Here is a 24030-nt window from a genome sequence, read left to right as displayed (position 1 = left end):
GCCGGAGCACTATCTACGTCGCAAGCTCGAGGCCTAAGGGTGGATACGGCTTCCTGACCCTCCCCCGATGATCAGTCGGGGACTATCGCTCTTTGAAAGGACGCTAGTCGAGATACAAGGGTGGATAGCGCTTTTCTATCCACCATCGAGGCCGTGCAAGACACCAATGGTGGAAATCCCCAAAGGGATTTCCACCCGCACCACAGGGGCCTCACCATGCATTACGCCGGATAACCGGTGATATCGCGGATCTTCCGGTAAAGCGGACGCAGCTGCTTGTACATCCCCAGGTAGACCTCCCGGTACAGCCGCGCGTACGTGCGCTGCGCCTGGGGGTTCGGCTGGAAAACCTGCCCCACCCTTGTCATGGCGCGGATCGCCGAGGGGAAGTCCGGGTGCAACCCGAGGCCCACCGCGCAGTCGATGGCCGCGCCGAGCCCCGAAGTCTCGTAGACATGGGGGCGCTCCGCCGGCAGGCCGAAGATATCGGCGGTGAGCTGCATCGCCGCATCGCTCTGGGAGCCGCCGCCCGATACCCGAAGCCGGGTGATGGGCGTGCCGGAGCGCTTCTCGATCCGCTCCTTGCCCTGGCGCAGGGCGTAGGCCAGGCCTTCGAGAATGGCGCGGTAGATATGGGCGCGGGTGTGCACATCGCCGAAACCGATGATCGACCCCTTGGCCTCCAGCCCTGGCTCACGGATGCCGGGTGACCAGTAGGGCTGCAGCATCAGCCCCATGGAGCCGGGCGGCACGCTGTTGACCAGTTCGTCGAACAGCACCTCGGGCTCCACCGCCAGTTCCTTCGCCCGTTGCATCTCGCGCAGGCCGAACTCCTGCTTGAACCAGCTGACCATCCAGAAGCCCCGGTAGATCATCACCTCGGTGTTGAAGTGATCCGGAATGGCCGCCGGATAGGGCGGAATCAGCGCAATGGTCTCCAGGTAATTGCGCCGGGTGGTGTTGATGGTCGCGGTGGTGCCATAGGACAGGCAGGCCACGCTGGGCTCCACGCCACCGGCGCCGAGCACCTCGCAGGCCTTGTCGGCGCCCGCGGCGATCAGCGGCAGACCTTCCGGAATCCCGGTATGGCGACTGGCGTGCGCAGTGATGCTGCCGAGAAGCTCGCCAGGCTTGAACAGTTCCGGCAGCTGCTCGCGGCGCACGGGCATGGACTGCCATTTCCAGTCGCGCGGCGACGCCCACTGCAGCCGCTTGTAGTCGAACGGCAAGTAGGCGACCTGGCATGCCACCGAGTCGACGAAACGGCCGCACAACCGATGGCTGAGAAAGCCCGACAGCAACAGGACCTTGTGGGTTCGCGCCCAGAGCTCGGGCTGATTCTGGGACACCCAGTTGACCTCCGCCTGGGCGCGGAAGTAGTCCACCGTGGGCTCCAGGCCAAGGGCCTTGAACAGCCAGCCCCAGGGCCCACGGATGCGACCCCGCACCTCCGCCTGACGCTGGTCCAGCCAGAGGATCGCCGGACGCAGCGCCCGGCCCTGCTCATCCACATTGATCACGGTGCCGCGCTGGGTGGTCAGGGACACACCGCGAATCAGGCTGCGGTCGATATCCACCGATGCCCAGAGCAGCCGACAGGCTTCGCCCAGGCTGTCCCAGTAGTATTCCGGGTCCTGTTCGGCCCAGCCGGGCTGACGGGAGTAGTAGGCCTCGAGCGGCACCTTGCCCTTGCCCACCAGGTTGCCCTCCAGGTCGAACAGCAGCGCCCGCACGCTCTGGGTGCCGTTGTCGATGGCCAGCAGATAGCTCTTTTCGTTCACGATGCGTCCTTGTTCTTGTTATTCGGGCAGGCTGTAGCAGCGCCGCCAGAGCGCCAGGTAGTCAGCCTCTTCCCGCATCCAGCGCGCGTCGTCCCAGCCCAGCAGCGGCTGGCACAGGGCGCGGATACGCGGCAGCGCGCCACGTGCGCCTTCGGGCAGCAACAGGCCGAGGCGGGTTCGGCGCAGCAGCAGATCATCCAGGTGCAGCACCAGTTCGCCTTCCGCCGCCCAGGCCAGCTCGGCCCAGAGGGTGTCGGTGGCGCCGACCCGCTCGTTGCCCAGCGACTCGACCCACTGCGCCAGGTCCGGCAGGGCGCGCCCGTGGCGGCCGGCCAGGCGCAGGCGCTGGGCCGGCGACAGGGCCGGCAGGGGCGGTGCTGCGAAGGGCTGGAACACGGGGTCGCCCACGTCCGTCAGGTCACGGCCGACGAACTCCGCGCAGGCCCGCAGGACCTCCAGGGCCAGCAGACGGAAAGTGGTCAGCTTGCCCCCGGCCAGGGTCACGCAACCGGGCTCGGTCCAGAGGACGTGCTCGCGTTTCTCGTCCGAGGGTTTGCGCCGCGCTTCACCCTCGCTCACCACCGGTCGGACACCCGCCCAGGTGGACAGCAGGTCGCCGCGCCCGATCCGTGCCGCCGGGAACTGCAGGGCGCAGGCTTGCAGCAGGTAATCCACTTCCGCCGCGCTGATGCAGGCGTCCTGGTCCAGCCCCTCCCCATGGTCGAGGTCCGTGGTGCCGATCACCGTGGCGCCCTCCCAGGGGAAGACGAACACCGGCCGGCCATCGGCCGGGTGCATGAAGCTGATGGCGTGGGCCAGCGGCAGGCGCCAACCCGGCAGCAGCAGGTGGCTACCGCGCAAGGGCCGGATACGCTCCGCCCCTCGCGCCTGGCGCAGGCGATCGGCCCAGGCGCCAGTGGCCAAGGCCACGGCACGGGCGCGAAAGGCGTAGCGCTGGCCGCTCTCCAGGTCCTCGGCTTCCAGGCCGGCCACCCTGCCCTGCTCGCGCAGCAGCTCCAGCACGCGCATGCCGTTTAGCGCTTCGCCGCCGTCTGCCCGCGCCTCTCCCAGCACCCGCAGCACAAGCCGGGCGTCGTCGGTCACCGCATCGAAGAAACGGGTGCCGCCCTGCAGGCCGGATTCGGCCAGCCCCGGCACCAGGTAGCGCAGTTGCTGCAACGGGTAGTACAGGTGGTTGCGCCGCCCGGCCAAGGCGTCATACACGGCCAGCAGGCCGCCGAACACCCGCGGCCCCGGGAATCCGCCGCGATGGGGCATGACGAAACTCAGCGGTTCCACCAGGCCCGGCGCTTCCGCCAGCAGGCGCTGACGTTCGCGCACCGAGGCGCGGGTCAGGCCGAACTGCCCCTTGGCGACATAGCGCAAGCCGCCATGGACCATCTTCGAAGAGCGGCTGGAAGTGCCCCAGGCGAAATCCCGTTGCTCCAGCAGCAGGCATTTCCAGCCTCGCCGGGCCGCCTCCCGCAGAATTCCGGCACCGCAGATGCCCCCGCCGACCACGATCAGGTCCCAGTCGCGGCTGGCCAGTTCCGGCAAGGAGGCGGCGCGCCATTCGGCGTTCCAGGCAGTCATGGTCAGTCCTCGAGCAGCACGCCGGGGGCGAGTCGCTGCTCGGGATCGAAATGCCGTACCAGGCTGCGCAATGCGGCCATGCCCAGCGGCCCCTTCTCCGCCGGCAGCCAGGGCGCGTGGTCGCGGCCGACGCCGTGCTGGTGACTGATGGTGCCGCGGTTTTGCGCGATGGTGTCGCTGGCGGCGCTCTTCAGCTTGCGCCAGCGCGCCAGCGCCTCGGCATAGCTGCCGCCGGGCCGGTAGACGTAGGTGGTGTAGATGCTCGAACCCTCGCCATAGACGTGGGACAGGTGGGTGAACACGTGCACGCGCTCGCCTTCGGCCTTCAGCCCGTTGCGCAGGCTGGCCTCGACCTTGCCCAGGAGGTTGTCGACATTGACCCAGTCGGTGGCGGTTTCCAGGGTGTCCACCACATAACCGGCGTCCCACAGGGCATGGCGCAGATAGGGAAAGCGGAAGCGATTCTCCGCCCACTTGCGGCCCAGCAGGGTACCGGTGAAGACCCCGCCGAAACTCTTCAGCAGGCGCCGGGCCTGCTTCAGCGAAGCGGCGTTCTGCGCACGGTTGCCGGTAACGCCGAAGGTCAGCATGCACTTGCCGGCGCCGGCACCGCGCAAGGCCAGGTACTTCTCCAGCAGGGCGATCTGCCCCGGATGGCCAGCCAGGGCCAGCTGGGTTTCGGTTTCGATGGCGTTGGACAGGCGCAGCATGGACAGCGGCACCCGCGCCTGGGCCAGGCTACGGATGCCCTCCAGTGCCTGGCTCCAGTTGGGCAGGAAGACGGCGTAGAAGGACTCCCGCTCCGCCATACGGGTGACCCGCACCCGCACTTCGGAAATCACCCCGAAGCGTCCTTCCGAACCGAGCACCAGTTCGCGCAGGTCCGGCCCCGCGGCCGAAGCCGGAAAAGTAGGCAGCTCCATCGGGCCGGAGAAGGTCTCCAGGGTACCGCCGGCGAAGAGCTGCTCGATACGCCCATAACGCAGGGACTGCTGGCCGCTGGAGCGGCTGGCCACCCAGCCGCCGAGGGTCGACAACTCCCAGGACTGCGGGAAGTGCCCCAGGGTATAGCCACGGGCGCGCAGCTGGCTTTCCACCTGCGGGCCGTTGGCCCCGGGGCCGAAGGTGGCGACCAGGCTTTTCTCGTCCAGTTCGACGAGGCGATTCATGCGCGCCAGGGAGAGGGTCAGCACCGGCCGTTCGCCGGCCTGTGGGTTGATATGGCCGGCCACCGAGGTACCGCCGCCATAGGGAATCAGGACGAAGTCCCGCTCGGCGGCAAGCGCCAGCAACTGGCGGATCTGTTCCGGGGTTTCAGGAAAGGCCACGCCGTCGGGGAACTGGCCGAACCGGCCTTCGCGCATGGCCAGCCAGTCCGGCAGGCTCTGGCCACGGGCGTGGCGCACGCGGGTCTCGGCATCCAGGCTGATCAGCGGGTGGGCCTGCAGACGCGAGGCCGGCACGAGGGCCAGCACCTGGTCCAGGCTGGCATCGGGCAAGGGCTCGCCTGCGCTTATGCGCTCGGCCAGGAAAGTCGCCCCATTGGCGGGCAGCGTCACCACCGTCGCCTCGTCGCCCCAGCCATTCCAGCGTCGCATGCCGTTCTCCTTGTTCGGGTTGTTTCGAAGGTTTTCGATGGCTGCCTATACTAGCCGCCCGCCCAAAGGCGTCACTGTCGGATCGGGACAGTGGCCATCGCCAATCAGGACATAACAAGAACGCCCATGCACGCTCTCGGCTACACCTCGGTTCCCGTCCTGCTCAAGTACCTGCGCCACGCCGAACAGCTCGGCCTCGACCAGGCCGCCACCCTCGCTGCCGCCGGCATCCGTGCCGAGGACCTGGCGGACAACGGCAAGCGCCTGCCCAGCGAATCTCACGAGCGCCTGCTGGCCCACCTGATCCGCGAGTCGGGCGATGCCCTCTTCGGCCTGCATTCGGCGCGCTACGTGCAGCCGGGCTCCTGGAGCGTACTGGGCTACATCACCATGAACTGCGCCACCCTGGGCGAAGCCATGGGCCGCATCGCCCCCTACGAGAAGCTGGTGGGCGACATGGGCGTGAGCCGCATTAAAGCCGAGGGCGAGGTGGTGCGGATGATCTGGAGCTGCCGCCACCAGGACCCGGCAATCCGCCGCCACATGGTGGAGAACGTGCTGGCTTCCTGGTTGCTCTATGCGCGCTGGATCGCCGACATGCAGCGCTCTCCGCAGGAGGTCTGGTTCGAGCACGCGCAACCCGAAGGGACCGGGCCGCAGGATTACGAAGCGGTGTTTGGCTGCCCCGTACGCTTCGAACAACCCTGCAACGCCCTGGTGGTGCCCCAGGAGTACCTGGCCTTGTCCCTGCGCCAGGCGGACGCCAACCTGCTGCGCACCCTGGAGGAACACGCCCTGGCGATGATGGCGGGGCTGGACGACGACGAACCACTGCCGCAACGGGTGAAGAACGCCCTGCGGCTGCTGCTCAAGGACGGCCTGCCGCGCAAGGAAAAGGTCGCGGAGAAGTTCCACATGACCGTGCGCACCCTGCAGCGCCACCTGCAGCATGCCGGCACCAGCTACCAGCAGATACTCGATGAACTGCGCCGCGAACTGGCCGAACACTATCTGCTGCGCAGCGACCTGCCGATCCAGGATATCGCCTGCTACCTGGGCTTCACCGAGTCCCGCTCCTTCCACCGCAGCTTCAAGACCTGGACCGGGCAGACGCCGGGGGAATTCAGAGAGGCAAAAAGGCAAGCAATCTTGTAGGGGCGAATTCATTCGCCAAGGGCAGCGCAGCTGCCCCCTGGGAATCCGAATGGCAGGACTACGTCCTGCTTGGCGAATGAATTCGCCCCTACAGGTGATTCGCCCAGGGAAAGTCCCTAAGCCTGCAACTCACTCAACGGAATGAAGCGCACGGAGTCACCCTCGGCCAATGTGGTGCCCTCCAGCACCTCCACCAGCCCCTCGGCCCAGGCTGCGCTACGCAGCACGCCGGAGCTCTGGTTCGGGTAGATCACGGCGCGGCCGTTCTCCAGGCGCGCGCGCAGGTACTCGCGGCGATTGCCGGGCTTTTTCCAGGTGAAACCGGCGGGCACCGCGAAGCCCAGCGGCTCCACCTCTTCCACCCCCAGCCGACGCAGCAGGTAGGGCCGCGCCAGCAGGCCGAAGGTGACCAGGGTCGACGCCGGGTTGCCCGGCAGGCCGATCACCGGCACCCCACGGAAATGCCCGAAGGTCAGCGGCTTACCGGGCTTGATTGCCAGTTTCCAAAGCGCCAGCTCGCCCTCTTCCCGCAGTGCAGCACCGAGGAAGTCCGCCTCACCCACGGAGACACCACCGGTGGAAAGGATCAGGTCCACCTGGCCGAGGTCGGTCAGGGCCTCGCGGGTCAGTTCCAGGTCGTCGGCGAGGATGCCGGCGTCCACCACGGCGCAACCCAGGCGCTTGAGCCAGGCTATAAGCAGGCTGCGGTTGCTGTTGTAGATCTGCCCCGGCCCCAGGGGTTGGCCGGGCGGCACCAGTTCATCGCCGGTGGAGATCACCGCCACGACCGGGCGGCGCCGCACCAAAAGTTCGGCGGCACCGAGGGACGCGCACAGCCCCATCTCGATGGGGCCCAGGCGGGTACCAGCCGGCAGCACGGTTTCGCCGGTACGGGTTTCCTGCCCACGGGGGCGGACGTTCTGTCTGGCCTTCAAGGGTTCGAGAAAACGCACCCGGCCATCGGCCAGGACTTCGACGTTCTCCTGCATCTCCACCAGGTCGGCGCCTTCAGGCAGCGGCGCGCCGGTGAAAATGCGCGCGCAAGTGCCCGGCTGCAAAGCCTCGGGCGCGTTGCCGGCGAGGATGCGCTGGCTCACCAGCAGCGGTTCGCCCTGCCAGTCGGCCAGGCGCAGCGCATAACCGTCCATGGCGCTATTGTCCCAGGGCGGCAGATCGAGGCCGGCCACCAGGGGCTCGGCCAGCACCCGGCCATCGGCCTCGGCCAGGGCGACCGATTCATGTGCGTCGATCGGTGCCGCCGCCGCCAGCGCCAGCAGACGCGCCAGGGCGTCCTCCACCGGCATCAGGCCAGGGTGACCGCACCCGCTCATCCGCGGCTCTCGCAGGCATTGGCCTGGGTCAGGTGCGGGACGAAGTTGCAGGGGCGGTGGCGGTTGTCCAACTGCTCGGCGAGGATGCCGTCCCAGGCAGTGCGGCAGGCGTTGGTGGAGCCCGGCAGGCAGCACACCAGGGTGCCGTTGGCGAGGCCGGCCAGGGCGCGGGACTGCATGGTGGAGGTGCCGATATCGCGGACGGAAATCTGCCGGAAGTATTCACCGAAACCGTCCACCTGCTTGTCCAGCAGGCAGGCCACCGCCTCGGGGGTGCTGTCGCGGCCGGTGAAGCCGGTGCCACCGGTAATCAGAACCACCTGGACCAGGTCGTCGGCGATCCAGGTGGCGACCTGGGCGCGGATCTTGTACAGGTCGTCCTTCAGCAGCACCCGCGCGGCCAGGTTGTGGCCGGCGGCAGTCAGGCGATCGACGAAGAGCTGGCCGGAGGTGTCGGTTTCCAGGTTGCGGGTATCACTGACGGTAAGAACGGCGATATTGAGCGGCACGAACACCGCCTCGGCCTTGTGACTCATGGCAGGCTTCCAGTTGAAGGAGTGAATGCCCGGTGTTATATCACAGCGCCGACCCGGAGGCCTTTCCATGTCCGACAAGCCTGTACCGCCCTGCTCCGTCCTGCTGCTCGCCGGCGGTCGTGGCCAGCGCCTGGGCGGCCGCGACAAGGGCCTGGTGGAATGGCAGGGCCGCCCGCTGATTGCCTGGCTGCACGACCGGGTACGGCCGATCACCGACGACCTGATCATCTCCTGCAACCGTAATGAAGAACGCTACGCCGCCTGGGCCGACCAGCTGGTGCGGGACGACAGCCCGGATTTCGCCGGCCCGCTGGCGGGCATCCGCGCCGGCCTGGCGGTGGCCCGTCATGAGCGGGTGCTGGTACTGCCCTGCGATGCCCCACGGGTGGACGACGCCTTGATCAGCGCACTGCTCGATGCGTCCGGCGACCGCCCCGTGATGGTTCGGCAGGGCAAATTCTGGGAACCGCTGTTCTGCGTCCTGCCGCGCGCCCTGCTGCCTGTACTGGATGCCGGCTGGCAGGCCGGAGAGCGCAGCCCGCAACGCATCCTGCGCCAGCTCGACCTTGCGGTCGTGGACTGCGCCGAAGGCGACCCTCGCCTGGCCAACCTCAATACGCCTGAGCTGCTGGGCGATACCCCTCCGAAGGATTGAACCCATTCGCTGGAACTTTGGACGGCAGTCTCTCGTCAGAAACGTCGTACAACCAGCGTAATCATCTAAGGAGATGACGAATGAACCAGCGGATAGTCCCCGCTTTCCTGCTCGCAATGGGTCTTGTCACCCTGGCCGGCTGCTCCTCGCCAAGCGTGATCACCCTCAATGACGGCCGCGAGCTCCAGGTCGTGGACACCCCCGAATACGACGACGACACCGGCTTCTACGAATTCGAGCAACTGGACGGCAAGCACGCCAAGGTGAACAAGGATCAGGTTCGCACCATCAAGGAACTCTGATCCACGTAGCCCGCTCCCGCCCCTCCAGCGGAGCGGGCCGCTCCTCCCCCGCCAACCCCGCGCCGTTCGCAGCCTTCCACCTCCAGCGCAAAAAAAAATAAAAAAAGTTTCGCTAACCCCTTGTAGGCCAAAAGTTTTTCTGTAGAATGCGCGCCACACAACGGAGCGTAGCGCAGCTTGGTAGCGCGTCTCGTTCGGGACGAGAAGGTCGCTGGTTCGAATCCAGTCGCTCCGACCAAATCCCGAAAAACCCGCCTAATAAGGCGGGTTTTTTATTGCCTGCAATTTTTCGTGAAGGGCCCGGGGCGCTCGAGCGAGCAGGTTTGCCGCTGATCCCGGGCCAACAATCACCGCCAGTTCGCCGCCATCACCGACGACAGCTCAGTCTGATAGTTAGCCGGCAGGGTGGATTGTGCCGATCCAGGCGGGGCGAAGGCAGCCATCGCATTCACCAGGTTCTGTATCTGCCCATCCAACTGGGTAATGCCGTCCGCCGTCTTGAACGCCTCCAGGTCATTTGCCGCCCCGACAGACCAGTCCCTGATCGTCCGCTTGTCGGAAGTACCCAGTAACTGGATGCTCAGGCTGTTCGCAGAGCTCTCTGTTGGGCTGCTCTCGAGCGTGGCCTCAATGCTATGGCTGTGTCCCGGGTCATGAGGGGCAGTGCCCGCACCGCCGGCAACCACGCTATCGCCCTGGTTACCGGTAACGCCGTACAACAGCCGTGCCGGATCAGGCCCCACACCATTCTGCTTGGGATTCGACTGCCCCCATGCGGAAAGCTGATCGCGGCTCCACCGGCTACCGTCGGCAAACTCGACGCGGCTCAAGCGGTGGTAATCGGTGTAGCCATAGGCGGTCAGGAACCAGCCGCCGATCGTGACCTGGTCCTGGCCATTGCGATGCTGCAGCACCAGGCTTTCCCCCTTCCGCCTGACGTCGATATCTGCCGCCGTGATACCGGCGCCGAATTTCAGGACGTCGGTGTTCCACATGGCTTCCACCTCGATGATGGTGTCGTGCCCGTCGCCCAGATTGAACAGATAGGTGTCGCTGCCGGTGTGGCCATACAGGCGATCATCCCCAGCCCCTCCGATGAGGGTGTCGTTGCCCGCTCTACCATCGAGAGTATCGTTGCCGCCATACCCCTTTATTACGTCATCGGCGTCACTCCCGGCGAGCGTGTCATTGCCGTCACTGCCCCTTATTGCCGATGCCCCCCACAGGGAGAGCCGCTCGCGGCTCCACTGGGTCCCGTCAGCAAACTCGATGCGGTTCAAACGGTGGTAGTCGGCGTAGCCATAGGCGGTCAGGAACCAGCCGCCGACAGTGACCTGATCCTGGCCATTGCGATGCTGCAGCACCAGGCTATCGCCCTGCCGACTGACCTCGATGTCGGCCGCGACAATACCGGCGCCGAATTTCAGGACATCGATGTTCCACATGGCTTCGACTTCGATGATGGTGTCGTGCCCATCGCCCAGATTGAACAGGTAGGTGTCGCTGCCGGTGTGACCGTACAGGCGATCATCGCCTGCCCCTCCGATCAGGGTGTCATTGCCCAGGCCACCGTCGAGGGTATCGTCGCCCAGCCCGCCGTCCAGATAGTCCTGGCCCGCTCCGCCCAGTAGGGTGTCATCTCCATCGCCGCCGTGGAGCCTGTCGTCGCCAGCCAACCCATCGAGGCTGTCATTGCCACCTAAGCCTTTCAGCACATCATGGCTGTTCCCCCCGATGAGCCTGTCGTTGCCGCTACTCCCCCTCACCTCCGATACCGCCCAGTTTGAAAGCTGATCGCGGTGCCACTGGGTACCATCGGCAAACTCGACACGGCTCAAGCGGTGGTAATCGGCGTAGCCATAGGCGCTCAGGAACCAGCCGCCGATGGTGACCCGATCCTGGCCATTTTGATGCTGCAGCACCAGACTGTCCCCCTCACGGCTGACGTCGATGTCGGCCGCCGCGATGCCGGCGCCGAACTGGAGGACATCGGTGTTCCACATGGCTTCCACCTCGATGATGGTGTCGTGCCCGTCGCCGAGGTTGAACAGGTAGGTGTCACTGCCGGTATAGCCGTAGAGCGTGTCATTGCCGGTGCCGCCACTGAGGGTGTCATTGCCCGCGCCACCATTGAGGACATCGTTACCACCAAACCCCTTCAGCACGTCATGGGTGTCCCCCCCAATGAGCGTGTCATTGCCATCACCCACTGAAAGATGATCGCGGCGCCACTGGCTACCGTCGGCGAACTCGACGCGGCTCAAGCGGTGGTAATCGGCGTAGCCATAGGCGCTCAGGAACCAGCCGCCGATGGTGACCTGGTCCTGGCCATTGCGATGCTGCAGCACCAGGCTTTCCCCCTTCCGCCTGACGTCGATATCGGCCGCCGTGATACCTGCGCCGAATTTCAGGACGTCAGTGTTCCACATGGCTTCCACCTCGATGATGGTGTCGTGGCCGTCGCCCAGGTTGAACAGGTAGGTGTCGCTGCCGGTATGGCCGTAGAGCGTGTCTGTGCCAGCGCCGCCGCCGAGGGTGTCGTTGCCGGCGCCGCCGTTGAGCAGGTTATTGCCACGGTTGCCGATCAATACGTTGTCCAGTTCGTTGCCCTGCCCATCGATGTCCTCATTCCAGAGTTTCAGCGGCTCGATGGTGTAGATCGCATAGCTGCTGGCGACATTAGCAGCCTGTCGGAACTTCTCCAGGCTCACATAGCGGGTCATATCGCTGACCCTCTGCCGGCCGGAGTCGGCAATGTAGAAGCCCAGCAGCTGGCCGCTTGTCTCGCTATAGGCGGCGCCGGTTACGGTCACCACATGGTTCACCGCGCCATCCGCCAACTGGGTCGGGTCATCCCACAGGACGCCGGCATTGACCGCGAGGATGACGCCGCGCCCGCTGCGAATCAGGTTGGCGACGCCCTGCTCGTTGTAGCCGGCCAGCAGTTCGTTGCGTATGCCGAAGCGGTCGAGGATCGCCTGCTGCTGAGCGAAGTTCGAGCCGCCACGTTCGTGGGCCGGCCGCGCCGGATCGCTCACCGTCCAGCTGTTGTCGATGGCCAGCTTGACCACCTCGCCCTCGGTCGTCGGGCGGTCGGACTGCGTCAGCAGGTTGGCGATCGCAGTCAAGGCACAGGTGCCGCGGAAATCGGGCACCGCATCGCCCTGCATGTAGTCGAGTTCATATCGCTTCGGGTAGCCGTATACCAGCGTACGCTCGCCATCCACCAGGCCTTTCTCGGCCTTGGCGAAGTCCAGCAGGATAAGGTTTTCCACGTTGGCCGCCAGCGTGAGGCTGATGCTGCTCTGCACCGTGTCCACGCCCTCTCCGGCCAGCTCAATGGTCTGGTCACCGATGTTGTCGACGTAATATGTATCGTCGCCGGCGCCGCCGATCATGATGTCCTTGCCCGTGACGCCATCGAGGATGTTGTCGCGGCTGTTGCCGATCAGCTTGTTGTCCAGCGAATTGCCGGTGGCATGAATATCGAAGCCCTCCACCAGGCGCAGCTCTTCGATATTGGCATTGAGCAGGTAGTTGGCACTGCTGATTACCGTGTCGTAACCCTCGCCGGCGTGCTCGAGGATAACGTCGTTGACGCTGTTGACGATGTAGGTGTCGTTGCCCTTGCCACCCTCCATCAGGTCACTGCCGGCACCGCCATCCAGGTAGTCGTCGCCGAGGCCGCCGAGCAAGGTGTCGTTGCCCGCCCCGCCATACAACCAGTCATTGTCGGTTTCGCCGGCAGCGAGGCTCTGCTTGCTTTCATTGTCTGCGGTGAAGCCCACCAGCAGGTCGTCGCCGTCGCCCCCATACAGAACGTCATTGCCCACCTGACCGAAAAGCCGGTCGTTGCCCTCTCCGCCGTAGAGCAGGTCATGGCCATCGCCGCCTTGCAGTTCATCGTTGCCCGTGTCCCCAAACAACGTGTCGTTGCCCAGGCCGCCAAGCAGCAGGTCATTGCCAGCGCCGCCGTGGAGGGTGTCGTCATCGGTTTCACCGGCGGCCAGGCTTTGCTTGGCCTCGTTGGTGCCGGTGAAGCCCATCAGGATATCGTCGCCGTCGCCACCCCAGAGGATGTCGTTGCCGGCCTGGCCGAACAGCCGATCATTGCCCGCTTCACCCAGCAACTGATCATGACCATCGCCACCCTGCAATTCATCGTCGCCCGCGCCGCCAAACAGGCTGTCATTGCCTTCGTTTCCAGCCAGGAAGTCATTCCCCGTGCCGCCATCGAGCACGTCGTTGCCCAAACCGCCATAGAGACTGTCCGCACCCGTGCCTCCGAACAGGAGATCGTTGTCGCTTTCGCCGGGCAGCAGACTCTGCTTGGCTTCGTCGAAGGCCGTGAAGCCGATCAGGATGTCGTCACCGTCACCGCCGCGTAGCGTGTCGTCGCCCGCCTGGCCGAACAGCCGGTCATTGCCGGCGTCGCCCAGCAGGAGGTCGTGACCATCGCCACCTTGCAGCACATCGACGCCATTGCCACCGAACAGGACGTCATTACCCGCGCCCCCCAGCAGATTGTCGTCACCTTCGCCACCGTCCAGATAGTCATGGCCATTGCCGCCGATGAGCAGGTCATTGCCTCGCCCACCATATAGGCTGTCATCTCCATCCTCGCCGCTGAGCCCATCATCACCGTCCGCGCCATGCAGGACATCGTTGCCAGTCCCACCGAACAGCTTGTCGTTGCCTATACCACCATCGAGGTAATCGTGGCCGTCCTGGCCATGTAGCTCGTCATTGCCCTCCTCGCCATAGAGTCGGTCGTCGCCGGCATACCCCAGCAGGGTGTCGTGCCCGGTTCCGCCCCAGATCGTATCGTTGCGAGCGCTGCCCCCCAGTTGGTCGTCACCCCCACCACCGAGGAAGTTCACCAGCAACGCACTGTTGATGAAGGCGTATTGGGCGTAGTAGTTGGCATCGAAACTGTCGTCGCCATCGGTACCGATCAGGTAGGTCTGATTCTTGTAGTCGACCTTTACCTGGTTGGGTGCCCAAACCACGTAGCCGTCGTAGGTCGGGAAATAGGGAGTGCCATCGCGCAGGGCCCGGTAGTTGCTCGCCGGGACCACTTGGGTTTGGTCCCACCGTCCTGGCAGCCCCAGGTTTTCATCGGGACGTACCGCCTCCGGCAAGGGGCCGTTGGTCCGGCGACTGTTACCACGCGTATAGAAGCGATAGTCCGTATCACGGATCTGGGAAAGCCCCGCCTGATCGAGGGTCTGGAACTCGCCGGCATCGATCAGGCCGTTCTCGTTGATATCGGCCCAGGCCCTGAGCGAACCCAACTCATTACCGCTCAGATTGCCATCGCGATTCACATCCAGCGCGGCCAGCGTTGCCGCCGACTGGGCCCTGCCGGCGCTGTCGAGCAATACCAGGGTCTTGTTGGCGATGGAGGGGGAATTATCGGTGGCTGGCGTGCGCGATTCGTAGAAAGCGCCGATGGGGGTGTAACGCAGGCCGCTGACATCCAAGCCGAAATTGAACGACGAACCTGGTGACTGAGATCTGTTGAAATTAGTGAGCAACGAATCAGATGCCCACTTAGTGAAATCATTATATAGGCCTTGACCTATTCGACCTTGACTATACAGATCTCTGATTCGCTTATCGCTTCCCAGAAACCCGTTCAAACTTGAGCTGTAGCCCAGCCTGAAGAAATCCTTTATCCCCTCTACCCCTGTGCTCGGCAATCCTAAGAGACCTTTGATTCCGGCTATATTTTCTAAATAGACCAGACCGCCGCTTTCGCCACCCCCCGGACCTGGAAAATACTCAGGAAATACCGTCAAAAAGTCGTCAATTTTCTTAGCTGCATTCGATCTCCCATTGTTGTAGTAGGTTATAAGTATCGCATCCTTTGTATCTTGATCATAGGAACTCCAGGCAAGTGATGTTCTATTTCTGAAAAACTCACTACCTTCCTTCAACATAAGACCAGCAAACTTCAAGCTCAATTGACCGTCTTTACTTGAAAGGTCACGAACAAGCCCAGTGTAATCACTGGCATAGCCCTTTATTTTAAGTGGATCATCGTAACTGTGCGCCTCAATATACTTATTCAAAAGCTCAATTGCTGTATGAATTTTTATATTCCCAGGCCCTACATCGTTAAGAACAGGATTATCCCACTTGAGCGCAGCCTTCCTCACCACACCCGCACTCACAATTTCTATTAGCAACTCCGGTCTTTTCTGCATCAGACGATAGTTTTCCAGAATTTCGCTGTGGCTATACATCGCAACACGAGCGCTCTGAACCCAATCCTCAATCCCTATTGACTCATACTCCTCTCCAATCGCGCCAAGTACTGCCTGTGCGGTTACATCCTCCGAGCCTATAGCTATAGAAACCTCACGCGCGCCACCTGCAATGGCCTTCAAGTACTCCATCGTCCCAGATTTAAATTTCATATACAGCCTCCATTAAACTTAGTTAATCTTTGAAACCTCTTACGACCCAGCACCAAACAAAAGCAGAAGCAACACAAACAATGCATGCCCGCCGACAGAAACCACCGACAAAACCACACCCAGAGAAAAACAAATATTTGATTTAAAAAAACAACCAATTAGAAATACAAGAGCACCTCCCCATCCAATTTGAGCAAATGCAAAGAGATTCATAAGAACAGTCACCAACCCGATCTCTTTCGGACCCACACCAAAAGAAAAGTAGAAATAACAGCAAGCAGAAAGAGGAAAATTCAGCACAAGCACAAACGCAGCAAAATCAATTTTCCTACGAACAACCCAGGAAAACACGAAAGCAAACACAATCAAAACATATAAATACCAAACATCAACACCACGCAAGAAATCTTGAATACCCACCAGATTCACCCATGACAAAAATGGACAGATCTATCACCCATCATATTTACCCGACCTTACTCTTACACCCCAAAACCACTGCATATCCAAATACGAATTCCATCCCCCCAAAAAACAATCATCATTTCCCATGCAACTGCGCAGCGCCTAATGAGCACTAAGTCAACACCTTTACACACCAATCCAAACTAGAGCAAAAAAAACCCGTCATCTCCCCCACTAATATTTACAACTCAATCTCAACATCATCCTGCTCTCTCGTATATTTCTTCACATACTCCATCGCCTCGAAGGCGCCCTTCATACTGAACCTGGCATTCTTGAAATGGCCATCCGTAACTGCCATAGAAATCCCTAGAAAACCATCCCGCCTCCAGATTTCATGTATCTCGCTCTGTTCATCTGCCACCAACTCTGTTGAGCTTTCAGCATCCCGACAGGAAAAACCCAGCGCACGGGAAATCGTGCCGCTACTAATAAGCACGGGATAACTCACTTCGGCTTGGCAACTGGCATTGACCGAAAGAACATGCAGGCATCGCTGCTCCTGGACCAGGCAGCGAAGAGCGATATAGTTTCCGTAGTTATCGAGCGTAACCGCCATCAAGTTCACGCTTTCCTGTACCCATAGCACGCTCCAGTCGCCGAATGTCCTGACTGGTGCACGAGACTCTGCTTTAACAGGCGCGGCCAGCGACAAAAACAGGCACGCGAGCGTGGCGCGACATCGCAACTTCCCCTTTCCAATCGGAAACACCCTGCTTGCCAAGTTGGCCTCCGGGTTTCCATCAGCCCACATATCAACGCTCCACCAGACTTTCGCTGGCGTATTGCTGCAGCGGGCTCAGGAAGTATTCGATCACCCGGCGCTTGTCGGTCTTGACTTCCGCCCTGACCGACATGCCGGGGGATAGCGCAACGATGTTTTCACCGACTTGTATGCGGTTTTCCTTGAGTTGAATCCGCGTGCTGTAAACGAGGCCGAGCCTTTCGTCCTCGATGGCGTCGCTGGATATGCTCTGCACGGTGCCGTGCACCACGCCGTACTTGGTGTAAGTGAAGGTTTCTATCTTGATCTCCACGTCCTGCCCCGGCCTGACAAAGCCGATGTCCTTGTTTTCCAGCATGGCTTCCACTTCCACGGGTTGGTCAATTGGCACGATCACCATTAGCGGCTGGGCCTCGGTGACCACGCCGCCATCGGTATGGATCGCCAGTTGCTGGACGGTGCCGTCGACCGGAGCGGTCAGGCGCATCAGGCGGTTGCGTTGCTCGGCCTTCTGCAATTCCTGGGTCAGGGCCGTGGTTTCCCGGGTGGACTCATGCAGCAGGTCGAGCATGGCACGACGTGCCTGGGCGACAACGCTCTGCCGGCTGCCCATTGCCTCCTTCCTGGCAGCGGCCAACTCCTGCAGGCGCACCTGTTGTACCTGGAGTTCACGCTCCTGCTCCAGCCGCGCCTGTTCCTGCTGAAGCCAGGCATGCTTGCCGACAATGGCCTTGTCCAGCAGCCGCTTGTAATCGGCCGAGAGCTGGCGGGCGATGGGCAGGCTCTCTCGTAACGAAGCGATGCTGGCCTTGGCCGCGCGGATTTCGGCAGTGCGCTGGTCGATTTCGGCGTCCTTCTGGTCGAGGGTGCTGCGCAACTCCAGGTATTGCCCCTGCAACCAGCGTTGTGCGCCCTGCTGCTGTTCAGAGGTGGCATGAGGAATGAGCCCAACCAGAGACGCGGGCTGGCGTTCGCTCTGGATGGCATCCAGCAGGGCGCTGGCCCTGGCGCTATTCACCTGGGCGGCGAGAAGGTCACTCTTCAAGCGCTCGACATCAGCAGCGGTGATCCGGGCATCCAGCTCCACCAGCAGGTCTCCAGCCTCGACCCTCTGGCCATCCTGGACGTGGATGGCCTTGACTACAGCCACGTCGCTCGGCTGGATGACCTTGCTCTTGCCGCTGGGAACTATCCTGCCGGTGGCGGTTGCGACCACGTCTATCTCGCCGACGCAGGCCCAAAGCAACGCCAGGACGGCGAACGCCATGATCGCCCACTGGATGTAGCGAGGCGCCGGGTGGACCGGCTGTTCCTGCAGCGCCAAGGCCGCGGGCAGGAACTGGACCTCGTGGGCCAGCCGGGGCGGCGCCTCCATGGTCTTGCGGTTTCGCCAGGCATGGTGCCAGGCACGGCGGTAACGGCGCAGGAGCACACGGGTCGCCGAGTCCTGGCTCATGCGGCGCCTCCTTGCAGGCGGTGCAGGCGCGCGTAATGACCAGCCTGGTGGGCAAGCAATTCGGCATGGGTACCCTGCTCGACGAGTTGGCCGCGATCCAGTACCAGGATGCGATCGGCATTGCGCACCGTGGAAAGGCGGTGGGCGATGACGATCACCGTGCGGCCTTTGCAGATGGCCTGCATGTTCTGCTGGATGATGCGCTCGGACTCGTAGTCCAGCGCGCTGGTCGCCTCGTCGAAGATCAGGATGCGCGGATTGCCCATCAGTGCGCGGGCAATGGCGATCCGCTGCCGTTGGCCACCGGACAGCGTCGCGCCGTGCTCGCCCACTTGCGTGTCATAGCCTTCCGGCAATTCGAGGATGAACTCATGGGCGCCGGCCAGCCGAGCCGCTCGCATCACGGCTTCGATGGGCGCACCGGGATCGGCCAGGGCGATGTTTTCCCGGATGCTGCGGTTGAACAGGATGTTCTCCTGCAGCACCACGCCGATCTGCCGCCGTAACGAAGAAACATCCGCCAGGGCGAGGTCCATGCCATCCACCAGCACCCGCCCTCGCTCGGGTGTGTAGAGACGCTGCAGCAAGCGTGTCAGGGTGCTCTTGCCCGAGCCGGAGCGGCCGACCACGCCGATCACCTCGCCCGCACCTATGGCCAAGCTGACACCACGCAACACCTCGGAGCCGTCCGGACGATAGCGGAAATGCACCTGGTCGAATTCGATGTGGCCGCGCAAGGCAGGCAAGGTCGAGCGCGACGACTGGGACAATTCGGTGCGGGAATCGAGGATATCGCCGAGGCGCTGGAGCGAGACGCCGGTCTGCTGGAAATCGGTCCATAGCTGCGCCAGACGCATGATGGGCTGCGCGACTCGCCCGGCCAGCATGTTGAAGGCGATCAGTTGGCCAACGCTGAGCTCACCGTCGATAACCAGGCGCGCGCCGAGCCAAAGGGTCGCCACAGTCACCAGCTTGCCGATCAGCGATACCCCTTCATTGGCCAGCGTCGACAGGGTCCGGGTCCTGAAGCTGGCAGCGACATAGCCCGCCAGTTGGTTATCCCAACGGCGATTGATCTGCGGCTCCACGGCCATCGACTTGAGCGTGTCGATGCCGTTAATGGTCTCGACCAGGAACGCCTGGTTTTCGGCGCCCCGGTTGAAGCTTTCCTGCAGGCGTGCCCGCAGCGGCGGTGTGATGAAGAGGGAGAGCAGGAAGTAGAGGGGTAGCGAGAGCACCACCACTAGCGTCAGCCAGCCGCTGTAGAAACACATCACGGCGATGAACACCACGGAGAACAGCACATCCAGCAGCAAGGTGATGGCATTGCCGGTCAGGAAGCTGCGTATGTTTTCCAGTTCCCTGACTCGAGCCACCGAGTCCCCTACTCGCCGCGCTTGGAAATAGGCGAGAGGAAGGGCCACCAGATGGCGGAACAACCGGGAGCCCAGTTCGACGTCTATTCGGCTGGCGGTATGGGCAAAGACGTAACTGCGCAACCCGCTGAGCAGGGTTTCGAAGAGCATGATGCCCAGCAGGCCAACGGCGATCACGTCCAGGGTGGTTAGGCCACGGTGAACCAGCACTTTGTCCATAACGACCTGGAAGAACAACGGGGTCAGAAGGGCAAATACCTGCAGCACGAAAGAGACCAGCAGCACTTCGCCCAGCAATTTCCGGTACTTGACGATGGCCGGAACGAACCAGGTGAAGTCGAACCTGGAGAGTTCGCCCGCCTGGGTGGCTTCGGAACGGACGAGCAGCAACTCGCCGGACCAGCGCTCGTCAAAAGCCTGCTCGCTCAGCACTTCCGGCCGCCCCGTACGCGGGTCGTGGATCAACGCCTTGCCATCGTCCAGGCGCGCCAGGATGAAGAAATCCCCTGTCCTGGAGAGGGCAATGGCCGGTAATGGCGTGTGCCGCAAGCGCTCGCAACGAGTACGCACCCACTTGGCCTTCAGCCCCAGCCCGCGTGCCGCCATCAGCAGGTCGGTGGCACTTAACGCGCCACCCGCCTTGGCGAATTCATGGACCAACTGCTCGGGGGATGCTGCAACATGATGAAAACGCGCCAGCATGACCAGGCACGCCAGGCCCGCGTCCAGCGGTGGGGCTCCCTCCTCAGCCCGAAATTCCGAAGGCCCGGCATCCCTGCTTTGCATATCCCGCTTCCATGGCACGTTTTTCCGACCGCCAGTGCATTGAATGGGCACTGACGGTTGTCTGCCATCGAAGATCATCGACTCAGATTTGTATTCTCGACGGCCGCAGAAAATCTATTGGCCGCACTTGAAGGCTCACAAGGCACTTTGCTCGTATGAAACTTCACATTGGAGTGAGGACGGACGCGCGCATCCACGCATAGCCAGATGTATTACAGGGCGAAATAACGCGCAGAAGCGGCAGGGACGGTGCCGCTGTGCAGCAGAATTGCCAAGGCGTGGACGGTTCGGGCGACGGGACTAGTTGGAGAGGAACGCCGCCACCGCAGTCGCATCGAAGGGCCAGCCCAGTTCGCGGCCGTTGTCGCAACGACGCAGGACCGGAATGCGCAGGCCGTACGCCTGGACCCACTCTTCCCGATCGGCGATGTCCACCAGTTCCACCAACAGACCGCGCTCGACAAAGGGCATGAGCACGCCTTCCGCCACCTCGCACAGGTGGCAGCCGAGAGTGCCGAAGAGTTGGCATTCAGGAAGCATGTAGACGCGCCTCGAAGATCAGCAAGGGGCGAAGTCTAGCACGCGGCCAGGCTCCGGTGGACTGGCGCGAGGCCTTGTCCTGCAAGGGCTGCAGGCAATCCAGCAAGCACTTGGTGGGGAGCACCGCCCCTCAGGCCCCGGCGGCGCGTAGCAGTACGGCGGCCGCGTCCTTGGCTTCCAGCGCCTGGTCTCCCGGCCCCTGCATATGGGCCATGGTGATGGCGCCTTCCATCAGGTACTGCAGCTGGCGCGCCAGGCGAGCGGGTTCGGCGACCTCCAGACGCTCCAGGGCGATGCGGAAATGCTGCTCGGCGTTGGCCTTGTGGCTGGCGGCGACGCGGTGGATCGGATGTTCGCGGTCATGGAATTCGGCCGCCGCGTTGACGAAGGCACAGCCGAAGAACTCGCCGTCGTGGATCAGCGCGTGCAGACCGTCGAAGACGCCCAGTATCGCCCCCTTCGGCGAGAGGTTGTCCAAGGCCCAGGCCATGCGTTGCCGACTCGGTTCCAGGCGCTTCTGCAGGGCGGCCTCGATCAGCTCGTCCTTGGATTTGAAGTGCTTGTAGAGGGTCATCTTCGCCACCCCGGACTCCGCGAGGATGCGGTCGATGCCGGTGGCGTGAAAGCCATCGCGGTAGAACAGCGCGATGGCGGTGTCGATCAGTTGATCGCGTTTGTTTGAAGCCATGTGAACCTCCTGGACCGGCGCATTATGCGCAACCGCCCGCGCCGGCTCAAACCCGCGCCGCACAAGCCCTGGCAGTGTTCGGGTGAAAATCGGCTTGAAATATACAGACCTGTCTGTCTAGTATTCGACACCATAACCCACAGCGAAGGACGCCGCCATGCAACTCCACGACTTCCCCCTTTCCGGCAACTGCTACAAGGTGCGCCTGTTCCTCGGCCTGATCGGCCAGCGGGCTGAGGTGCTGCATGTCGACCTGCCCGGCGGCGCGCAGAAGCGCCCGGAATTCCTCGCCATCAATCCGCGCGGACAAGTGCCCGTGCTGGTGGACCAGGGCCAGGCGGTGGCGGATTCCCAGGCCATACTGGTTTATCTGGCACGGCGCCATGCACCCGACTGGCTCCCCGAAGACGCCCTGCAGCAGGCCTATATCGCCAGTTGGCTGAGCTATGCCGCCAATGAAGTGCACCAGGGCCCCGCCACGGCACGGGTGATCCAGCTGTTCCGCCGCCCCGGTGACCTCGAGGGCGCCCAGGCCAAAGGTCGCCAGGTACTGGAACTGGTGAACGCGCACCTCGCGGAGCGCGCCTGGCTGGTGGGCGAGCAACCGAGCATCGCCGACGTGGCGGTCTATCCCTATCTCGCCATGGCTGAAGAAGGCGGCCTGCCGCTGGCGACCTACCCCCATCTCGATGCCTGGTTCGCGCGCATCCGCGCCCTGCCCGGCTATGTCGAGCTGCCCCGCCTGTGACAGGCCCGGAGGCGACGATGAGCAGCCCATTCCATCCCGGCGAACAAGCGATCCAGACCCGCCTCGGCGTCCGCGAGCAGGTGGAGGCGATGGGTAGCCGGATGATCCGCAACCACATGCCGGAACAGCATCGCCAGTTCTTCAGCCAACTGCCCTGGTTGCTCGTGGGCAGCCTGGACAGCGACGGCCAGCCCGTGGCTTCGGTGCTCTGGGGCAAGCCGGGATTCGTCCATTCGCCGGAGCCCAGCCTGCTGCGCATCAACGCCAGGCCCGAGATGGACGACCCGCTGCGCGCCAACCTGCATGATGCGGCGCGCCTGGGCCTGTTGGGCCTGGAGCTGCCGACGCGGCGGCGCAACCGCATGAACGGACCGCTGATGGAAGACGATACCGACGGTTTCACCGTCGCCGTGCAGCAGTCCTTCGGCAACTGCCCGCGCTACATCCAAGCCCGCGACTGGCGCTGGGACAGCCGCCCGGCCGGTGCCCTGGAACAGGGGAGCGGCCTCGACCCGCGCTGGCTGGCACTGGTGCAGCGCAGCGACACCCTGTTCATCGCCAGCCAGCACCTCGACCCACACACCGGCGGCGTGGACATCTCCCATCGCGGCGGCGCGCCGGGCTTCGTGCAGCTGGGCGCGGACGGTCGCCTCTGGCTGCCGGACTACAACGGCAACCAGCTGTTCAACACCCTCGGCAACCTGCTGCTGGAGCCCCGCTGCGGCTTGCTCTGGGTGGACTTCGACTCTGGCGACCTGCTGCAGCTGGAAGCCCGCGCGGAAATCCTCTGGCCAGGCAAGGCCGGGCAACAGCCCCACCCTGACCTGCCCGGGGCCGAACGCCTGGTGGCGCTGACGCCCGGCCGCTGGCGCCTGCGCCGCCGCCGCTTGCCGCTCGGTTTCGGCGCTGCACAACCCTCCCCTTTTCTGCCTCAAGGACACTGATCCATGCGCCTGCGTTCGTTCTTCCTGCTGATCCTGCTGGGTACCTGCAGTCTCGCGGCCCAGGCCGAGGGCCTGCGCTTCGCCCTGGTGAAGACCGCCCAGATCGAGACCCTGGACGCCTTCACCCTGGCCGATGGCAAATGGACCGACAAGGTGACGGTCAACCATGTGGCGGTGCTGATCCAGCACCACGCCGCCACCCTGCTCTTCGACACGGGCCTGGGCCGCCAGGTGGACGCCCAGTTCGACACCGAGATGCCCTGGTGGGACAAGCCGCTGATGAAATACGGCGCGGTGAGCCCGGCCCGTGACCAGTTGGATCGCGACGGTATCCGCGTCGACCGCATCTATCTCAGCCACGCCCACTGGGACCATGTCTCGGCCCTGGCGGACTTTCCCGAAGTGACGGTCTGGGCGCCCTACGAGGAGATCGAGTTCAGCGAAATCGCCACGCCGCCGGCGGTGCTGCCCAGCCAGTTCGCCCACGGCGTGAAGTGGCGGCCCTATCTCTTCCTGCCCGTACCCTTCATGGGTTTCGAGGAAAGCCTTGACCTGTTCGGCGACCGCAGCCTGGTGCTGGTTCCGCTGCGCGGCCACACGCCCGGGTCCGTGGGCCTGTTCCTGACCCTGGACGACGGCCGGCGCTTCTTCTTCACCGGCGATGCCAGCTGGCGCCTGGAAGGTTTCACCGGGCCGAAGGAGAAATTCTGGGTCAGCCGCCGGATGGTCGACAACGACCGCGAAGCCACGCGCACCCAGTTGCAGAAGGTCCACGACCTGCTCCAGCGCGAGCCCGGGCTCACCGTGGTACCCGCCCACGATGCCAAGGTGCAGGACAAGCTCGGCTATTACCCGCAGTGGGTTCAGTGAGTTGCCGACTATCGTCTAGAGGAAAAATTTGTAACGTAATGCTTTAGTCAAATCGTTGTA

General features: G+C 63.4%; 18 protein-coding genes and 1 tRNA gene. 7 read left to right on the top strand and 12 right to left on the bottom strand.

Annotated features, from left to right (window positions below):
* Window positions 1-221 precede the first annotated feature (221 nt).
* From ACFW0H_RS26475 to ACFW0H_RS26465, 3 genes are read right to left on the bottom strand one after another with little or no spacing between them, the layout of a single operon-like run.
* Complete coding sequence (locus ACFW0H_RS26475) at window positions 222-1781, bottom strand: FGGY-family carbohydrate kinase (protein WP_422916819.1); 1560 nt, start codon at window positions 1779-1781, stop codon at window positions 222-224.
* A gap of 18 nt (window positions 1782-1799) precedes the next feature.
* Window positions 1800-3374 (bottom strand): glycerol-3-phosphate dehydrogenase/oxidase, encoded by a 1575-nt coding sequence (locus ACFW0H_RS26470; protein ID WP_422916818.1) that lies wholly within the window; start codon window positions 3372-3374, stop codon window positions 1800-1802.
* 2 nt (window positions 3375-3376) lie between these two features.
* Window positions 3377-4972 carry an FAD-binding oxidoreductase gene (locus tag ACFW0H_RS26465; RefSeq protein ID WP_422916817.1) on the bottom strand — a complete coding sequence of 532 codons (1596 nt, stop codon included), beginning with the start codon at window positions 4970-4972 and terminating at the stop codon, window positions 3377-3379.
* A gap of 126 nt (window positions 4973-5098) precedes the next feature.
* On the opposite strand from ACFW0H_RS26465, the gene gliR reads away from it, so the two are divergent.
* Entirely contained in the window at window positions 5099-6127 is a 1029-nt protein-coding gene (gene gliR / locus ACFW0H_RS26460) for an AraC family transcriptional regulator GliR (protein WP_422916816.1), read from the top strand.
* A gap of 116 nt (window positions 6128-6243) precedes the next feature.
* Here the strand turns inward: gliR and ACFW0H_RS26455 are convergent, their stop codons facing one another.
* Together ACFW0H_RS26455 and moaB are read right to left on the bottom strand one after the other, a co-directional pair.
* Complete coding sequence (locus tag ACFW0H_RS26455; protein ID WP_422916815.1) at window positions 6244-7458, bottom strand: molybdopterin molybdotransferase MoeA; 1215 nt, start codon at window positions 7456-7458, stop codon at window positions 6244-6246.
* A complete protein-coding gene (gene moaB, locus ACFW0H_RS26450; RefSeq protein WP_422916814.1) occupies window positions 7455-7994 on the bottom strand; it encodes a molybdenum cofactor biosynthesis protein B in 540 nt (179 codons plus the stop codon). The genes ACFW0H_RS26455 and moaB overlap by 4 nt, the downstream gene beginning before the upstream one ends.
* Window positions 7995-8061: 67 nt before the next feature.
* Here moaB and mobA point away from each other — a divergent pair, with 67 nt between their 5' ends.
* The 3 genes from mobA to ACFW0H_RS26435 all read left to right on the top strand — a co-directional run bounded on the left by mobA (window position 8062) and on the right by ACFW0H_RS26435 (window position 9189).
* Window positions 8062-8649: a molybdenum cofactor guanylyltransferase MobA gene (gene mobA / locus ACFW0H_RS26445; protein WP_422916813.1), complete on the top strand. Its 588-nt coding sequence runs from the start codon at window positions 8062-8064 to the stop codon at window positions 8647-8649.
* An 80-nt stretch (window positions 8650-8729) separates the two neighbouring features.
* A complete protein-coding gene (locus tag ACFW0H_RS26440) occupies window positions 8730-8951 on the top strand; it encodes a YgdI/YgdR family lipoprotein (RefSeq protein ID WP_422916812.1) in 222 nt (73 codons plus the stop codon).
* 161 nt (window positions 8952-9112) lie between these two features.
* Window positions 9113-9189: transfer RNA gene (locus tag ACFW0H_RS26435), tRNA-Pro, on the top strand.
* Window positions 9190-9298: 109 nt separating this feature from the next.
* Here the strand turns inward: ACFW0H_RS26435 and ACFW0H_RS26430 are convergent.
* The 7 genes from ACFW0H_RS26430 to ACFW0H_RS26400 all read right to left on the bottom strand — a co-directional run bounded on the left by ACFW0H_RS26430 (window position 9299) and on the right by ACFW0H_RS26400 (window position 21408).
* Entirely contained in the window at window positions 9299-15373 is a 6075-nt protein-coding gene (locus ACFW0H_RS26430) for a calcium-binding protein (protein ID WP_422916811.1), read from the bottom strand.
* Between the two features lie 39 nt (window positions 15374-15412).
* Window positions 15413-15793 carry a hypothetical protein gene (locus ACFW0H_RS26425; protein WP_422916810.1) on the bottom strand — a complete coding sequence of 127 codons (381 nt, stop codon included), beginning with the start codon at window positions 15791-15793 and terminating at the stop codon, window positions 15413-15415.
* A gap of 226 nt (window positions 15794-16019) precedes the next feature.
* Complete coding sequence (locus tag ACFW0H_RS26420; RefSeq protein WP_422916809.1) at window positions 16020-16592, bottom strand: hypothetical protein; 573 nt, start codon at window positions 16590-16592, stop codon at window positions 16020-16022.
* A gap of 1 nt (window position 16593) precedes the next feature.
* On the bottom strand, window positions 16594-18018 hold the full coding sequence (locus ACFW0H_RS26415; protein WP_422916808.1) for an HlyD family type I secretion periplasmic adaptor subunit: 1425 nt from the start codon (window positions 18016-18018) through the stop codon (window positions 16594-16596).
* Entirely contained in the window at window positions 18015-20180 is a 2166-nt protein-coding gene (locus ACFW0H_RS26410; protein WP_422916807.1) for a type I secretion system permease/ATPase, read from the bottom strand. The genes ACFW0H_RS26415 and ACFW0H_RS26410 overlap by 4 nt, the downstream gene beginning before the upstream one ends.
* A gap of 300 nt (window positions 20181-20480) precedes the next feature.
* Complete coding sequence (locus ACFW0H_RS26405) at window positions 20481-20720, bottom strand: glutaredoxin family protein (protein WP_422916806.1); 240 nt, start codon at window positions 20718-20720, stop codon at window positions 20481-20483.
* 130 nt (window positions 20721-20850) lie between these two features.
* Window positions 20851-21408 (bottom strand): TetR/AcrR family transcriptional regulator, encoded by a 558-nt coding sequence (locus ACFW0H_RS26400; protein ID WP_422916805.1) that lies wholly within the window; start codon window positions 21406-21408, stop codon window positions 20851-20853.
* Between the two features lie 157 nt (window positions 21409-21565).
* Between ACFW0H_RS26400 and ACFW0H_RS26395 the strand changes: the two genes are divergently transcribed.
* Genes ACFW0H_RS26395 through ACFW0H_RS26385 form a run of 3 tightly spaced genes read left to right on the top strand, consistent with a single transcriptional unit; the run spans window position 21566 to window position 23970 of the window.
* Entirely contained in the window at window positions 21566-22156 is a 591-nt protein-coding gene (locus ACFW0H_RS26395; RefSeq protein ID WP_422916804.1) for a glutathione S-transferase family protein, read from the top strand.
* Between the two features lie 17 nt (window positions 22157-22173).
* On the top strand, window positions 22174-23100 hold the full coding sequence (locus ACFW0H_RS26390) for a pyridoxamine 5'-phosphate oxidase family protein (RefSeq protein ID WP_422916803.1): 927 nt from the start codon (window positions 22174-22176) through the stop codon (window positions 23098-23100).
* A gap of 3 nt (window positions 23101-23103) precedes the next feature.
* Window positions 23104-23970 carry an MBL fold metallo-hydrolase gene (locus tag ACFW0H_RS26385; RefSeq protein WP_422916802.1) on the top strand — a complete coding sequence of 289 codons (867 nt, stop codon included), beginning with the start codon at window positions 23104-23106 and terminating at the stop codon, window positions 23968-23970.
* Window positions 23971-24030: the final 60 nt, after the last annotated feature.

Source organism: Metapseudomonas cellulosilytica, from assembly GCF_049334135.1.
Classification (GTDB): Bacteria; Pseudomonadota; Gammaproteobacteria; order Pseudomonadales; family Pseudomonadaceae; genus Metapseudomonas.
This window is presented reverse-complemented; position numbering and strand designations above follow the sequence as displayed.

Excerpts from the sequence above, each read along its gene's own strand:
- ACFW0H_RS26395 (WP_422916804.1), top strand. The coding sequence starts at position 21,566 with ATGCAACTCCACGACTTCCCCCTTTCCGGCAACTGCTACAAGGTGCGC.
- ACFW0H_RS26415 (WP_422916808.1), bottom strand. The coding sequence starts at position 18,018 with ATGAGCCAGGACTCGGCGACCCGTGTGCTCCTGCGCCGTTACCGCCGT.
- ACFW0H_RS26440 (WP_422916812.1), top strand. The coding sequence starts at position 8,730 with ATGAACCAGCGGATAGTCCCCGCTTTCCTGCTCGCAATGGGTCTTGTC.
- ACFW0H_RS26385 (WP_422916802.1), top strand. The coding sequence starts at position 23,104 with ATGCGCCTGCGTTCGTTCTTCCTGCTGATCCTGCTGGGTACCTGCAGT.
- ACFW0H_RS26455 (WP_422916815.1), bottom strand. The coding sequence starts at position 7,458 with ATGAGCGGGTGCGGTCACCCTGGCCTGATGCCGGTGGAGGACGCCCTG.
- ACFW0H_RS26390 (WP_422916803.1), top strand. The coding sequence starts at position 22,174 with ATGAGCAGCCCATTCCATCCCGGCGAACAAGCGATCCAGACCCGCCTC.
- ACFW0H_RS26430 (WP_422916811.1), bottom strand. The coding sequence starts at position 15,373 with ATGAAATTTAAATCTGGGACGATGGAGTACTTGAAGGCCATTGCAGGT.
- ACFW0H_RS26405 (WP_422916806.1), bottom strand. The coding sequence starts at position 20,720 with ATGCTTCCTGAATGCCAACTCTTCGGCACTCTCGGCTGCCACCTGTGC.
- ACFW0H_RS26400 (WP_422916805.1), bottom strand. The coding sequence starts at position 21,408 with ATGGCTTCAAACAAACGCGATCAACTGATCGACACCGCCATCGCGCTG.
- ACFW0H_RS26420 (WP_422916809.1), bottom strand. The coding sequence starts at position 16,592 with ATGTGGGCTGATGGAAACCCGGAGGCCAACTTGGCAAGCAGGGTGTTT.
- ACFW0H_RS26470 (WP_422916818.1), bottom strand. The coding sequence starts at position 3,374 with ATGACTGCCTGGAACGCCGAATGGCGCGCCGCCTCCTTGCCGGAACTG.
- ACFW0H_RS26410 (WP_422916807.1), bottom strand. The coding sequence starts at position 20,180 with ATGCAAAGCAGGGATGCCGGGCCTTCGGAATTTCGGGCTGAGGAGGGA.
- moaB (WP_422916814.1), bottom strand. The coding sequence starts at position 7,994 with ATGAGTCACAAGGCCGAGGCGGTGTTCGTGCCGCTCAATATCGCCGTT.
- mobA (WP_422916813.1), top strand. The coding sequence starts at position 8,062 with ATGTCCGACAAGCCTGTACCGCCCTGCTCCGTCCTGCTGCTCGCCGGC.
- ACFW0H_RS26465 (WP_422916817.1), bottom strand. The coding sequence starts at position 4,972 with ATGCGACGCTGGAATGGCTGGGGCGACGAGGCGACGGTGGTGACGCTG.
- gliR (WP_422916816.1), top strand. The coding sequence starts at position 5,099 with ATGCACGCTCTCGGCTACACCTCGGTTCCCGTCCTGCTCAAGTACCTG.